Origin of the sequence: Vibrio sp. V15_P4S5T153 (genome assembly GCF_963874485.1) — a bacterium.
Lineage (GTDB): Bacteria > Pseudomonadota > Gammaproteobacteria > Enterobacterales > Vibrionaceae > Vibrio > Vibrio anguillarum.
In genome coordinates, this window is record NZ_CAWNHR010000011.1 from 1027806 (window position 1) to 1041798 (window position 13993).

11 protein-coding genes are annotated in these 13993 nt (G+C 44.4%); 5 read left to right on the top strand and 6 right to left on the bottom strand.

The window, feature by feature from the left end; translation table 11 throughout:
* Nucleotides 1-57 precede the first annotated feature (57 nt).
* The 3 genes from AACT42_RS06505 (at nucleotide 58) to cdd (ending at nucleotide 2166) form a co-directional block, all read left to right on the top strand.
* Nucleotides 58-390 (top strand): CidA/LrgA family protein, encoded by a 333-nt coding sequence (locus AACT42_RS06505; protein ID WP_033197434.1) that lies wholly within the window; start codon nucleotides 58-60, stop codon nucleotides 388-390.
* Nucleotides 390-1070, top strand: coding sequence for a CidB/LrgB family autolysis modulator (locus AACT42_RS06510; RefSeq protein ID WP_010319624.1), 681 nt, complete (start codon nucleotides 390-392; stop codon nucleotides 1068-1070). Before AACT42_RS06505 ends, AACT42_RS06510 begins: the two co-directional genes overlap by 1 nt.
* A gap of 208 nt (nucleotides 1071-1278) precedes the next feature.
* Entirely contained in the window at nucleotides 1279-2166 is an 888-nt protein-coding gene (cdd, locus tag AACT42_RS06515) for a cytidine deaminase (protein WP_094133303.1), read from the top strand.
* Nucleotides 2167-2224: 58 nt separating this feature from the next.
* Here the strand turns inward: cdd and AACT42_RS06520 are convergent, their stop codons facing one another.
* Entirely contained in the window at nucleotides 2225-4972 is a 2748-nt protein-coding gene (locus tag AACT42_RS06520) for a bifunctional diguanylate cyclase/phosphodiesterase (RefSeq protein ID WP_231564163.1), read from the bottom strand.
* Nucleotides 4973-5260: 288 nt separating this feature from the next.
* Between AACT42_RS06520 and purT the strand changes: the two genes are divergently transcribed.
* Nucleotides 5261-6436, top strand: a complete 1176-nt coding sequence (gene purT / locus AACT42_RS06525; protein WP_017047011.1) for a formate-dependent phosphoribosylglycinamide formyltransferase — start codon at nucleotides 5261-5263, stop codon at nucleotides 6434-6436.
* Nucleotides 6437-6500: 64 nt separating this feature from the next.
* Here the strand turns inward: purT and AACT42_RS06530 are convergent, their stop codons facing one another.
* Nucleotides 6501-7799 carry a methyl-accepting chemotaxis protein gene (locus AACT42_RS06530; protein ID WP_094166424.1) on the bottom strand — a complete coding sequence of 433 codons (1299 nt, stop codon included), beginning with the start codon at nucleotides 7797-7799 and terminating at the stop codon, nucleotides 6501-6503.
* A 121-nt stretch (nucleotides 7800-7920) separates the two neighbouring features.
* A complete protein-coding gene (locus tag AACT42_RS06535; RefSeq protein WP_094132002.1) occupies nucleotides 7921-8568 on the bottom strand; it encodes a thiopurine S-methyltransferase in 648 nt (215 codons plus the stop codon).
* Between the two features lie 347 nt (nucleotides 8569-8915).
* Between AACT42_RS06535 and AACT42_RS06540 the strand changes: the two genes are divergently transcribed.
* Nucleotides 8916-9689, top strand: coding sequence for a RelA/SpoT domain-containing protein (locus tag AACT42_RS06540; protein WP_017044056.1), 774 nt, complete (start codon nucleotides 8916-8918; stop codon nucleotides 9687-9689).
* 72 nt (nucleotides 9690-9761) lie between these two features.
* Here the strand turns inward: AACT42_RS06540 and ihfA are convergent, their stop codons facing one another.
* The 3 genes from ihfA to pheS all read right to left on the bottom strand — a co-directional run bounded on the left by ihfA (nucleotide 9762) and on the right by pheS (nucleotide 13867).
* A complete protein-coding gene (gene ihfA, locus AACT42_RS06545; RefSeq protein WP_010319630.1) occupies nucleotides 9762-10058 on the bottom strand; it encodes an integration host factor subunit alpha in 297 nt (98 codons plus the stop codon).
* Between the two features lie 421 nt (nucleotides 10059-10479).
* On the bottom strand, nucleotides 10480-12867 hold the full coding sequence (pheT, locus tag AACT42_RS06550; protein WP_094132001.1) for a phenylalanine--tRNA ligase subunit beta: 2388 nt from the start codon (nucleotides 12865-12867) through the stop codon (nucleotides 10480-10482).
* Nucleotides 12868-12883: 16 nt separating this feature from the next.
* Nucleotides 12884-13867, bottom strand: a complete 984-nt coding sequence (gene pheS, locus AACT42_RS06555) for a phenylalanine--tRNA ligase subunit alpha (protein ID WP_017044058.1) — start codon at nucleotides 13865-13867, stop codon at nucleotides 12884-12886.
* Nucleotides 13868-13993 lie beyond the last annotated feature (126 nt).

Here is a 13993-nt window from a genome sequence, read left to right on the forward strand (position 1 = left end):
AGGCACAACAAGGCACCGACTTTTATTGTGAATACCATTGCAAAATATTTGGTCTCTATGGGGCTGATTTTCCTTTGCCTGATGGCAGGTATCAATCTTCAACATTGGCTTGGCATCACCATTCCGGGCAGTATTATCGGAATGCTAATTCTGTTTAGTTTATTGGCAAGTGGGCTCGTGCCTGTCGAATGGGTAAAACCCAGTGCCAGTCTTTTTATCCGTTATATGGTCATTTTATTTGTCCCTATCAGTGTCGGATTAATCGAGCATTTTGATTTATTGATGAGTAACGCCATACCGATTCTTGCTAGCGCGGTGGGCGGTACGCTGATCGTATTAGTTTGTCTGGGTTTAGGGCTGGATCGTTTTTTGAAAAAGGGGAATAAGTGATGTGGTTATTGCTCACGATTGCGGTCTTTTTCCTGACACGTTGGATCAGCAAAAAATGCAAAACGGCCATAATGAATCCGTTACTGCTCAGCCTTGTGATCATCATTCCTATCTTGCTATTTTTTAACATCCCTTATGCCAGTTACTATGCTGATAACCAGTGGCTTAGCTTTCTGTTGCAACCGGCCGTGGTGGCGCTGGCTTATCCTCTCTATGAACAACTGCCTCAGATCCGCTCAAATTGGCGCATCATTGCCCTCGCCTGCGGGGTGGGCAGTGCTATGTCAATGCTCACAGCCAGCTTAATTGCTGTTTATCTTCAAACGGATATACATTTAATCGCCAGCCTACTGGGTAAATCAGTTACCACACCGATTGCGATGGAAGTTTCCAGTAACCTCGGTGGGGAGCCAGCCATTGCCGCCGTTTTAGTGGTCATTGTAGGGCTGTTTGGCGCGATTCTCGCCTACCCTATCTATAACCTTCTCAACATCACGCATCCCATTGCTAAAGGCTTAACCATGGGCACCGTATCTCATGCGCTGGGCACTGCAACCTGCGCTGAAAAAGATCCACGTGACGCAGCATTTAGTTCACTTGCATTAGTCGTGTGCGGCGTAATCACATCGATACTTGCTCCAAGTTTTTTTGCTTTTTCAATGTGGTTGTCCACACTATAGAGTGCCAACAGAAATCAAAGATACGTCTACTCATGGATTTTGATTGTAGACGTGTCTCACTCTAAGGCTGACTGTAATCGATTTCATGTGTGACCTCACTCTAAATGTGAAAACCAAAATTACGTTACATTGCATTACGTGACTTAAATCTCAGTAAAATTTCATTCTTCGCCTAGAATATTCGTCAATACATAGATAAGGACTCATTATGAAAAGCCGTATTGAACAGGCGCTAGCTGATACGCCAAAACCCGTTGCAGAATTTTTGTCGCCCATTCTGCTGTGCGATGATTTTGACGCAACCCTATCACCAGAACAGTTCAACCAACTGCTTTCTCTTTCTGGCTTAGACGATGCGGAATTGCGCGTTGCACTGCTGCCTTTTGCGGCCGCCTATGCTTATGTACCGCTTTCAAACTTTTACGTGGGAGCCATCGTCAGAGGTTTATCGGGCCGTTTGTACTTTGGTGCGAATATGGAGTTTTCCGGTGCACAGTTAGGACAAACCGTACACGCCGAGCAGTGTGCCATCAGCCATGCGTGGATGAAAGGTGAACAAGGCGTTGCTGACATTACCATCAACTTCAGCCCTTGTGGGCACTGCCGTCAGTTTATGAATGAGCTTACGACCGCAGACTCGCTTGCCATTCAGCTACCACAGCGTGATGAGAAGTCACTGCAAGAGTACCTACCAGAATCATTTGGTCCTGCCGATTTAGGTGTTGATTCTGGTCTAATGGCAGACGCTAACCACGGCAAAACAACTACCGAAGATGACCCACTCATTGGCTTAGCTCTTAATGGCCTAAACCGCAGTTACGCACCCTATACCAACAATCTCAGTGGTGTTGCCCTGCAAATTGAGAATGGTAAAACCTACGTCGGTGCGTATGCTGAAAATGCCGCATTCAACCCAAGCTTACCACCACTGCAAGTGGCTCTTGTTCAGTTAATGATGGATGGCCAACGCTTTGATAATATTGTCGCAGCCGCATTAGTTGAGATGTCTGATGGCAGTATTAGCCATTTAGCCGATACTCAAGCCACCTTGGAAGTAATTAGCCCAGACATTCCTCTTTCCTATCTTGTGGTTTAGGCGCTCTAGTGAAAAATCCCCAGCGCATGGGGATTTTTGCCTTTTGATGGCGCAGGTTTTACCGCATATCCTTTCCGCCCAACAAATTATCGAACACCTCTTGTTTACTCATCGGCTTGTAAAAATAGAAGCCTTGGATCTCATCAATATTCCAGACTTTGAGTTTGCGCAGTTGCGAAGCAGTTTCAACCCCTTCAGCCACGGTAGTTAAGCCTAGCTCTTGCGACATATTGATAATACTGCGCACCAAGGTTTTGGCTTTGTCATTGGATTCCAATGTGGAAATATAAGACTGGTCTAACTTCACTATATCTAATGGAAAATCACACAATGTACTAAACGAGGAATACCCCGTACCAAAATCATCAAGCGCCAACTGTATACCGAGTTTTTTTATCGCATCCATGCGTTTGATCGTCTCTTCTTCAGCCCCCAACAACATACTTTCCGTCAATTCGAGCACTAATTGTCCCGGTTCAATTTGATATTTTTCAATCAATACTGATAAGTACCCGACCAATTTTTTACTGTAGAAATGCGGGCTAGAAAGATTGACGTGAATACTTAGCCGTTTACCCAACGAAAATTGCGACCGCGTTTGCAGTTCGTTAATAAATTGGCAGGCTTGGCCTAGTATCTGCTCTCCCAATTCAATGATCACTTTACGTTGCTCAGCCAAAGGGATAAATACGGCTGGCGAAACCATACCAAGTTGAGGGTGTTCCCAGCGAGCTAGAGCTTCAAAGCCAATGATTTCAGCACTGTCTGCACGAACAATCGGCTGATAGTAAGCAATAATATGACCATCTTTCACGGCAGAGATAAGATCTCGATTGATCGCTAACGACTTCTGGGCATGAACAAACAATTCTTGTGTCACTGAAACAACCAGGCTGGCTCCAGCTTTCTCTGTTTGTTGAATGGCATAAAAACCACTTTGAACCAAAGTTTCAAAAGAATCGATCGGCAATTGTGAATCAATCACAGCGCCTTCCACACTCAAATCGAGTTCCAAGCCGCCAATGTCAGTCTTCCTCTTGTAACTATCGATAAGCTTAGTGCCTCTGTGAATCAAAAAAGAGGTTGCCCCGTTACCCAACTCACACACCATAAATTCATATTCACTAATTCGTCCCATTATGGACGTATTGAAACGGTTTCTAAGCGTAGCCGAAAAATGTTTAACGGCCATATCGTAAGCACTGTGTCCGTACACTTCTGAAATTTCTTTTAGTCTTTTAACCCGTAGGTAGAGCACGGAAAACCCACCACATTCAGTCGGATTGTCAATCAAAGGCTGCACTTGGCTCATCATCGTTGGACGATTAAGTAAACCTGAAACTGGGTCACAATGGGTAAGGTCGTAAATAAGCTGCTCTTGCTGCTTTTGCTCGCTGATATCAGTAATCGATAGCATGATAGAGCGATGCCCACGTTGTTCTATCAATGTAGCTTCGATAAGACACTCTAAACGCTGCTGACTCTTTGTAACAACATGTCCCTCAAATTCACGCATCCCTTGTTCTATATTTTGGTAGAGTAATTCACTGCTGCACACCACATCATTTTGTATAATACAAAACTCATCTAAAACCTTTCCAACCAACTCATCTCTAGAATAAGAAAGCATATCCAACAAGGCTTGGTTCACATCGACAATGAAGCGATCAACCACCAGCAACATTCCGAGATTTTGGCTTTGATAGAGTGCATCAAATTTCTGTAACGTCTCTTTAAGCCTATCTTCCGCCAAGGAGGATGAGGCAGCAAGTGAACGGACAAGTTCAGTAATTCGTTCAAACTCATCTTGTTTATCACTCGATTGTGAAGAGAATGCACTCTCTTCAATCAGCTGATTGATTCCACGCTCAAAATTCTCAAACCGTTTGGCTACCTTGCTGCGAAACAGAGCAAAAGTAGCCACGGCGACAAAGCCGGCCGCAATGATGATCGTCAAAATCAAATAATAAAAAGTTTCGTTCCCTTTTTGATAGTAAAGCCGCTGAGCACAGGTTTTTAGATAACCAATAGGTTGCCCTGTCATATCACTGAGTAAGGTGTAATGCGTGATATTATTTTGATCTCTTTCAATACCCTCTTGATTATGACTAACAGGTAAAATCACAGGAACATCGGTAACTACAATGTCATTTTTAGCGGTTAGTAGGTTCTGATACTGAGAAGGGAAACGACGGGTTAAGTGCTGTCCCCATAGCATCCACCCCACAACACCAGCCGTACCTTCACTGTTACGCACCGGAGTTAGGCTCACCACCCACACACTATTTTCCACACGGATGAGGCCAGAGCGGCTAGTTTTATCCTCATCAAGTGTGTGATGCATCTGAATTAAATGGTCGCTCACACCTTGTGAGCGTATCAACTGTTCCACTAACGAACAGTTTGTGCCAGGTTCAATATCCCGACATAAATATTCAACCAATTGCGAGGATTCGGTGATGAAAGCCAAAACGTCTAAACCTAAAGTATCGAGGGAATCAGGATACAAGTTGCGCTCAGCAAATTGAGTGTCGCCATTCAACAGCAACAGATAAGTTTCATCCCAATAAGCCCAATCATAAGAACGCTTTTCTTGCTGTACTAAAAGATCTTGAATGACCGACTGAGCTTGATTGCTATCTCGATGAATCTCAATTGATTCAAGCTCATTCAAACTATATAAAAAAAAATGGCGAGTAATAAATAAGCTGCTAAGAATGATCCCAACCAACCCGACAGAAAACAACAGAGCAGTTTTCGTGTGTAGAGTAATAAAACGCAAACGTAAGAAAGTTTTCATAGCCATAGGTATCTTTTTCTTAGTCAATCCCACATAAACTTTAGACTGAAATTACTTCATATTCTTAACGCAGTTTCTCGAATGCTGTTTACTGCACATTAATTGCTATTTCAGCCTTAATTTTGTACAGATATGAGTTCGTTTACTGCGTATTACACAAACCACTCTATCGACAGCACGAACAGAAAATCACTCGTCTCTCATCATAAAGGCAAACGTTTGCTTTTATTCTTAATTTTAGTATGATTTTGGCTGTTTTCGCTATTACCTATTGCTTGAATGTAAGGATTCACTATGTTTGGTACTGCTACACGTGAAAATGCCACCCGCGTTTTACTGCTTGGTTCCGGAGAATTGGGCAAAGAGGTGGCAATTGAATGCCAACGCCTTGGTTTAGAAGTGATTGCCTGTGATCGCTACGCCAACGCTCCAGCAATGCAGGTGGCGCATCGTAGCCACGTATTGGATATGCTCGATGGCGATGCGCTACAAGCCATTATCGAACTCGAAAAACCAGACTACGTGGTGCCAGAAATTGAAGCAATTGCCACTCACAAGCTGGTTGAACTGGAAGCGCAAGGCTTAAACGTTGTCCCCACGGCAACGGCCACTCAATTGACGATGAACCGTGAAGGCATTCGCCGTTTAGCCGCAGAAACTCTTGCCTTACCTACCTCTCCTTATCAGTTTGCTGATGACTATAATGATTTTGTACTGGCGATTGAGCATGTCGGTATGCCTTGCGTAGTTAAGCCGGTGATGAGTTCATCAGGTAAAGGCCAAAGTGTGATTAAGACGCAAGAGGATATTAGCCGCGCTTGGGCATACGCTCAAGAAGGTGGCCGCAGTGGAGCTGGGAGAGTGATCGTCGAAGGATTTATCGATTTCGATTACGAAATTACTCTCTTGACGATTCGAGCAGTGGATGGTGTCCATTTCTGCGCTCCCATTGGCCATCGACAAGAGGAAGGGGATTATCGCGAATCATGGCAACCACAAGTGATGTCGGCTAACGCAATTAAAGCCGCTGAATATGTAGCAGAACAAGTGGTTAATGCACTCGGTGGTTACGGCTTATTTGGTGTTGAACTGTTTGTCAAAGGCGATAATGTTATCTTCAATGAAGTGTCCCCTCGCCCACATGATACGGGAATGGTCACCCTCATTTCGCAAGAGCTGTCTGAATTTGCGTTACACGTGCGCGCGTTCACGGGTATGCCAATCAACAGTATTACCCAATATGGGCCATCGGCATCTGCGGTTATTTTAGGTCAAGGCACCTCCACTAACCTTAGATTTGATGGAATAAATGAAGCACTGTCTATCCCACACACTCAACTTCGTCTGTTTGGTAAACCAGACATTGATGGACGCCGTCGACTTGGGGTTGCTCTGGCGAAAGATAAAGAACTCAAACAGGCTTTGCACAACGCAATTCAATGTGCCAAAAGCGTGCAAGTGATTCTGTAAAAACGCAAAGCGAGCCACTAGGCTCGCTTTCATTTTCTTCACCAACAATACTCGCTGCAGAGCCTTACTCTTTAATCAGTTCACTGACCGTGCTAACCACACTGTCCGCGGCTTTTCTCATTTCATCAATCAGCTTTTGCGTCTCTTCCAGTTTGCTGTTACATGCCGTGACTTGGCCTTGAATTGCCCCCATCATCGATGTCGAGCTGTTGGTCAGTTCGCTATTGAGCTTAACAATATTACCAATTTCATCGGTCGCTTTGGTGGTATTGGAGGCTAATGAGCGCACCTCATCAGCAACCACAGCAAAACCCCGGCCATACTCCCCAGCACGCGCAGCCTCGATAGCGGCATTGAGCGCCAGCAAATTAGTCTGTTCTGCTATGCCTGTAATGGTGGTTACAATTTTGGTGATTTGCTGCGACTGGTTGGCCAGTTGCGTCATCGATGTATTCGCCTTAGTGATCGCGTTATCAATCTCTTTAGCAATGGAGGCGGCTTCGGCTAGCGTTCCCGTCCCAAGTTGAGCAATATGTACCGTTTCTTGTGAGGTGTGATGCGCCACTTCTGCTGCATCTTTAATCGCCCGAGCTTGCAGTACTCGTTGCGTGACATCAGTTGCAAACTTAGTCACACCAATCACTTTATGCTTTTCGTTAAAGATGGGGTTATAAGTCGCTTCTAACCAAATTTCATCACCATGTTTTGTAAAACGTTTAAATAATCCCGTTTTAAAATGGCCGCTAGCAAGCGACGCCCAAAAATTCGGGTTCTTTCTATAAAACTCATCGTCACAGAATAGGCGATGTGGTTTACCAACGATTTCTTGTAATTTGTACCCAACACAGGACAGAAAGTTTGGATTCGCCTCCACAACCGTCCCATCGGGAGTGAAAGAAATCACAGCCATTGACTTATCGACAGCTTCAAATACGGCCACTTGTCTATCCAATTTCTCTTTTGCAGCAGTGACATCACTGGCAATCTTCACCACCTTAACCACTTTTCCTTGCTCATCTTTTACTGGGATGTACGTAGCTTCAATCCAGACTTTATTATGGCTTTTAGTTAAACGGCAAAACGTACCCGCATGAGGTTTACCTTGCGCTAAATTTTGCCAAAGTTGACTATATTGAGGCGCATTAACAAATTCACTTTCACAGAACATTCGATGATGCTGGCCCACCACTTCCGATAATGAATAACCCAACACTTGTAAGAATGAGGAGCTGGCAGTCAGAATATGTCCTTGTGGATCAAACTCAATATAAGCCATCGTGCGTTTTATTGAATCAACCACCAGTTCATCACTACTCTTTTTAGACTGTTGATTGCTGTTTGGCTTCCGACTAAACAAACCCATAGTTTTTCCTTAGTATTAGAGCGGCTGATATAGACGTAATGGCTTGCTCTCATCAAACGCCTAAAACCTACCTATTTATTGTTGTCTAGGATGTATAAATAAACGATTTAAGCATAGTCTGTTACTTCTCAATTAACCACACGACTTCAGCAAAACGGCTTAATCCTCGTTGACTGATTTTAGGGTGATTTTCATCAGCATCGTCACGAAACAGACACGTCACTTTGCAGTCAGTGAATAACGACTCAACTTCATTTTTGGCGACACAGAATGGAGGACCCGTCATTTCACTTTGAACGTAATCCAGCGTCACAAGCAGCACCCTTCCGCCCTCTTTCAACAATGAAAGCAAGCGAGTAACGTACTCCTTTCGCATTTCAGGGGGCAGCGCAACTAACGCCGCTCGGTCGTAGATAAGCTCAACCGCTTTTAGCGGCGCACTAAAGACATCTCCGGTATAAATCATCAGTTCATCAAACTGATACAGTTCATGCGCTCCATTTAAGCGAGTGACCGTTGGCGTATAAAAATGCTCGGCAAAAAAGGAACGAACGGCAATTTCACTCAGCTCTACACCCTGAACCTGTTCATGCTGGGAAGCGAGCCATATCAAATCTTCACTTTTTCCGCACAATGGTACAAATACACTTTCATTTCGTTGAGGTGAGAGTTGAGGCCAATATTCGATCAACAATGGGTTCACATCTTCTAAGTGAAATCCTATTTGGTTGGAGGCCCATTTCTTGTGCCAAAACTCGGGATCTTTCATTATCTTCGTACTCTACGATTAAAATCTACAGCCAGACAAAGTACATGCTACTGACTAATAAGTGAATCCCCAACGGGTTAAACAAACAGCATAAAGACAGATAAAGATGTTCATATTTGGTTCATCGTCATTAGATACACTTGGTAACACATCGAATTGAACAGATAGCCTAGCGAGGCGTCTGAAGATAAGACCTGTGATAAAGCGCAAAATTATGGATTAATTGTTCCACGAGCTATTGAGTTCACTTTGTTTAGCCCAAGATCTCATAGCAAGCGACTCTGGTTATCACGTGTTTAGGTCTATTTTGGTTTCACCTTTTACCTAGACTAAGTTAAGGAGAATGAATGAGCCTATTTTTACGTACTACGGCACTGATGCTTTTAGTACTAAGCAGAGCCCCTGCCTTTGCAGCCGTTCCGTTCAATTCAGAAAGTGATGCCAAAGTTGGTGAATCGAAAAATCAACTCTCATCTAAACTGTTCAAGCATAGTTTAAGCGGTTTATATGGCATCCAGTCCACCAACAACCAGCCTTTGCAACCCTACAACGATTTTGAAATTCTCTACAGTAAAGCTCACCAAGCTCAACGTGAACTTGAAACATTGTGCAGAAGTACTGCTTTACTGACATCAACAGAGGCTCACTTTTCTGGCGTGAAATCACGTGACCGAGCATTAAACAAAATAGAACATGAATTAGGTGGGCGAGCTGATAGGATCACAGATTTAGCCAGAACAACCCTGGTGGCAAATGATGTACCAAGCTTAGTCGAGGCTTATGAGGTATTAAGCCGAGAAGCCAGTATCGTAAAAGTAAAGAACCGCTTTAAATCGCCTGCCGCATCAGGCTATCGTGATTTAAACTTACTGGTTCAACTTCCTAAAACCAACATCATTGCAGAAGTACAATTACATCTTAAAGCCATTGCCGATGTGAAAAATGGCCCCGAGCATCGTTTCTATGAACAGATCCAGAAGTTTGAACGTGTCGCCGCATTAGAGAAGCGAGCGTTACATGATATTGAAAAGGCACAAATTAACCAGTTTCGTCGCCAATCTATCGAGCTCTACCAAAACGCCTGGCAGCCGTATATCACTACTCATATTCAAGCAGCCTAATACGTTCAGAACCCTTAACTCACCATAAACAGAAAAAAAAAAGACCACGCATAGCGTGGTCTATTGCTCGGTCTATTTTTCGACATTAATGTTCTCGACTCGGGCTTTTAATTTCTGCCCTGGGCGGAACGTTACGACACGTCGAGCGGAGATAGGAATATCCTCACCTGTTTTTGGGTTTCGACCCGGACGCTCGTTTTTGTCTCGTAGATCAAAATTACCAAAACCAGATAGTTTTACCTGTTCGCCACTTTCAAGCGCCTTGCGAATCTCTTCGAAAAACACTTCAACCGTTTCCTTGGCATCCCGTTTACTGTATCCAAGCTTTTCAAACAGGTTTTCAGCCAATTCGGCCTTTGTGAGCGCCATAAAACTTCCCTCAAAGCTATGTTAAACCTTGCTGCTTCTAAGCAGCGCCAAAGCATTTTCGCTTAGCCAATCAATAAGATATCGGCTTTACCTGAAAAGTGTATGCCAAGCTTCTGATTTTCGCCAACTTTTTTATTCGCAACAATATTAATAGTTTCATCAAAATAAGCGCATATACTGGCTGCATTTATACAATTAGACGTCGAAGATTGAGAAAAAACACTGACAATTTAGTTAGTTATATCATAACAGCCAACATTTTCAGAATTTCATACTATTTTGAATGGATATCGATTTCTGATAAAAAAATTTATAACCTGTTAAATCATAGACTTGTTTAACACTAACTTGTCACTAAATTGCATATAAAAAAGCAGGCCCAACTTGAACCTGCTCAAATATACTTGGGCTACTTTCTGAATTAGTCGCGCAGGGCTGCACCAAACTGTGCCGCTACTGAAGTCACAATCGATTCAACAGCGCTTGCAATATCTGCTTCTTCTAAAGTACGTTCAGTCGATTGAAGCATCAACGCAATCGCTAAACTCTTCTTGCCGTCTTCAACCCCTTTGCCTACATAAACGTCAAACAGCTTCGCCTCTTTTAGAAGCTCACCACCAGCGTTACGACATGCATCGACAATATCACCTGAAGCAATGGCGCCATCAACAACCAGTGCTATATCACGGCGGTTCGCTGGGAACTTAGACAGTGATGCAGCTTCTGGAATTACACGGGTGTTCACCGCTGACCATTCAAGTTCAAATACGATGGTGCGGCCATTCAAGCCAAACTTACGCTCAAGCTCTGGATGAACAGTGCCTATCACCCCAATAATCTCACCATCGACAACGATGGCGGCCGATTGCCCAGGGTGCAGCGCTGGGTGTGCAACAGAAGTAAAACTGTAAGCTTTGCCGTTGGCGGTTAAATCAAGAATGGCTTCCAAGTCACCTTTTAGATCGAAGAAATCTACCGTTGCGGTGTCCATGTTCCAGTGCTCTTCACCACGAGTACCGGATATTACACCCGCGAGCATAGGCTCTTGGCGCATACCGTTCTCTGCCGAGGCATCAGGAATAAAACGCAAACCATATTCAAACAAACGAACGCGTGGCTGCTGGCGTTTCTGGTTATGAACCACGGTATTTAATAGACCTTGGATTAAGCCCAAACGCATCGCTGACATATCAGCAGAAATAGGATTAGGCAGAATGAGTGGTTCAACATCTGGAACAATCAGTTTCTGCTGCTCTGGCTCAACGAAGCTGTAGGTGATCGCTTCATGGTAACCACGGTCAACTAACAAATGACGAACACGCTTAAGTGGCAAGTTTGCTTCTTGGTGGTCATTCATGCTCAATGCTGCAACGGGAGCTTGATTAGGGATATTGTTGTAACCGTAAATACGGCCAATTTCCTCAATCAAGTCTTGCTCAATCGCGATATCAAAACGCCACGTTGGCGCGGTAGCAACCCAACTGTCTGCACGGCTCTCAACACTCATACCTAAACGTTTTAGGATTTCAACCACATCAGCATCCGCAATGTGATGACCAAGCAAACTGTCCAGTTTAGTGCGACGAAGTGTGACTTGATTTGGTTTAGGTAACTCCGTTTCAGACTCAACACTAACCACAGGTGCAACTTCACCGCCACAAATATCAACCAGCAGCTGAGTCGCTCGTTCCATCGCACTGACTTGTAACGCGTAGTCAACACCGCGCTCAAAACGCATGGATGAATCAGTATGTAGGCCATAGCTACGAGCACGACCGCGGATATGGTCTGGTGCAAAGAAAGCACACTCAAGCAGTACATCTTGGGTTTCTGAGCTAACGCCTGAACCTTCACCACCAAAAATGCCCGCAATGGCTAATGCTTTATTGTGATCGGCAACAACCAGCGTATCAACATTCAACTTAGCTTCAGTACCATCAAGTAGCGTAAGTTTTTCATCCTGCTCGGCCATACGAACAACAATACCGCCTTCGATCTTGGCAAGATCAAAGGCATGCATCGGTTGGCCTTGTTCAAGCAAGATATAGTTAGTGATATCAACCACTGGATCAATTGAACGTAGACCACAACGGCGTAACTTCTCTTGCATCCAAAGCGGTGTTTGGGCTTGAACATTAATGTTTTTAACCACGCGACCAAGATAACGCGGACAAGCGGCCGGTACTTTCACTTCAATAGAGACTTTATCTTCAATTGAAGTAGGAATAGCGATGACCGATGGCTCAGTGACATCAATGCGGTTCAATACACCTACTTCACGGGCAAGGCCACGAATACTAAAGCAATCTGCGCGGTTCGCGGTCAAATCGACATCAATAGTCACATCATCTAAGCTTAGGAATTCGCGGAAATCAGTACCAACGATGGCATCTTCTGCAAGCTCCATAATGCCAGCGGATTCAACATCAATCCCTAGCTCACTGAATGAACAAAGCATGCCGTGAGAAGGCTGACCACGTAATTTTGCTTTTTTAATCTTGAAATCGCCGGGCAGTACCGCACCAACAGTCGCTACCGCCACTTTTAACCCTTGGCGGCAGTTTGCTGCACCACAAACGATATCAAGCAGTTCTTCTTCGCCCACGTCAACTTTCGTTACACGCAGTTTGTCGGCATCTGGATGTTGACCACATTCCACAACGTGACCCACTTTGACGCCAGTAAATTCACCGGCGACAGCAAGAACGTCATCGACTTCCAAGCCTGCCATTGTAATTTGATGTGTAAGTTCGTCAGTCGTAACCGCAGGGTTAACCCACTCACGAAGCCATGATTCGCTGAATTTCATTGTGTTTACCCTTGAATTACTTGAATTGTTTGAGGAAGCGCAGATCGTTCTCAAAGAACGCGCGTAGGTCGTTGACGCCATAACGAAGCATCGTTAAACGCTCAACACCCATACCAAATGCAAAGCCAGAATATTTTTCAGGGTCAATACCAACACTGCGCAAAACGTTCGGGTGAACCATGCCACAGCCTAGAACTTCAAGCCATTTACCATTTTTACCCTTCACATCCACTTCCGCAGAAGGTTCTGTAAATGGGAAATAAGAAGGACGGAAACGCACTTCAACTTCTTCTTCAAAGAAGTTACATAAGAAATCGTTCAAAATACCTTTAAGCTGAGCAAAATTGACGTGCTCATCAACCAACATACCTTCAACTTGGTGGAACATTGGTGTGTGTGTTTGGTCGTAGTCATTACGATATACGCGGCCCGGCGCAATAAAACGAAACGGCGGTTGACCATTTTCCATAGTGCGAATTTGCACACCTGACGTGTGTGTACGCAACATTAAATCTGGATTAAAGAAGAAGGTATCGTGATCAGTACGTGCTGGGTGATCGGCAGCGATATTCAACGCATCAAAGTTGTGGAAGGCGTCTTCAATTTCAGGGCCAGATTCAACATGAAAACCAAGCTCACCAAAGAACTGCTCAATGCGTTCAACTGTGCGAGTCACTGGGTGTAAGCCACCATTTTCAATGCGGCGTCCAGGCAAAGTAACGTCAATCGTTTCAGCCGCTAGTTTGGCTTCTAACTCTGCTCGCTGCAAAGCATCTTTACGCGTAGCAATGGCGTGTTGCACTGTCTCTTTCGCAACGTTGATCTCTTGACCTGCAGCGCGACGTTCTTCGGGTGGCAATTTACCTAGGCTCTGTAGCTGAGTGGTTAACTCACCTTTTTTACCCAAGTACTGAACACGCACTTCATCAAGTGCGACTAGCGAATCGGCAGCATTAATCGCTGCGGTCGCATTAGCAATAATCTCTTCTAGATGTTGCATCGTTTCCTCATCTACCTGTAGGTAGTGTCCATATAGGATGTTTTTGTATTTTTCAGATAGCTGCACATAGTATCGAAAGCCACCTCTAAAGCCAAATTGAAATGATACTGACGCTTGCTCTTGAAC

What these genes read in the sequence shown, in the direction of transcription:
- AACT42_RS06505 (WP_033197434.1), top strand. Translation starts at nt 58, where the DNA reads ATGGGGCTGATTTTCCTTTGCCTGATGGCAGGTATCAATCTTCAACAT.
- AACT42_RS06510 (WP_010319624.1), top strand. Translation starts at nt 390, where the DNA reads ATGTGGTTATTGCTCACGATTGCGGTCTTTTTCCTGACACGTTGGATC.
- cdd (WP_094133303.1), top strand. Translation starts at nt 1,279, where the DNA reads ATGAAAAGCCGTATTGAACAGGCGCTAGCTGATACGCCAAAACCCGTT.
- AACT42_RS06520 (WP_231564163.1), bottom strand. Translation starts at nt 4,972, where the DNA reads ATGGCTATGAAAACTTTCTTACGTTTGCGTTTTATTACTCTACACACG.
- purT (WP_017047011.1), top strand. Translation starts at nt 5,261, where the DNA reads ATGTTTGGTACTGCTACACGTGAAAATGCCACCCGCGTTTTACTGCTT.
- AACT42_RS06530 (WP_094166424.1), bottom strand. Translation starts at nt 7,799, where the DNA reads ATGGGTTTGTTTAGTCGGAAGCCAAACAGCAATCAACAGTCTAAAAAG.
- AACT42_RS06535 (WP_094132002.1), bottom strand. Translation starts at nt 8,568, where the DNA reads ATGAAAGATCCCGAGTTTTGGCACAAGAAATGGGCCTCCAACCAAATA.
- AACT42_RS06540 (WP_017044056.1), top strand. Translation starts at nt 8,916, where the DNA reads ATGAGCCTATTTTTACGTACTACGGCACTGATGCTTTTAGTACTAAGC.
- ihfA (WP_010319630.1), bottom strand. Translation starts at nt 10,058, where the DNA reads ATGGCGCTCACAAAGGCCGAATTGGCTGAAAACCTGTTTGAAAAGCTT.
- pheT (WP_094132001.1), bottom strand. Translation starts at nt 12,867, where the DNA reads ATGAAATTCAGCGAATCATGGCTTCGTGAGTGGGTTAACCCTGCGGTT.
- pheS (WP_017044058.1), bottom strand. Translation starts at nt 13,867, where the DNA reads ATGCAACATCTAGAAGAGATTATTGCTAATGCGACCGCAGCGATTAAT.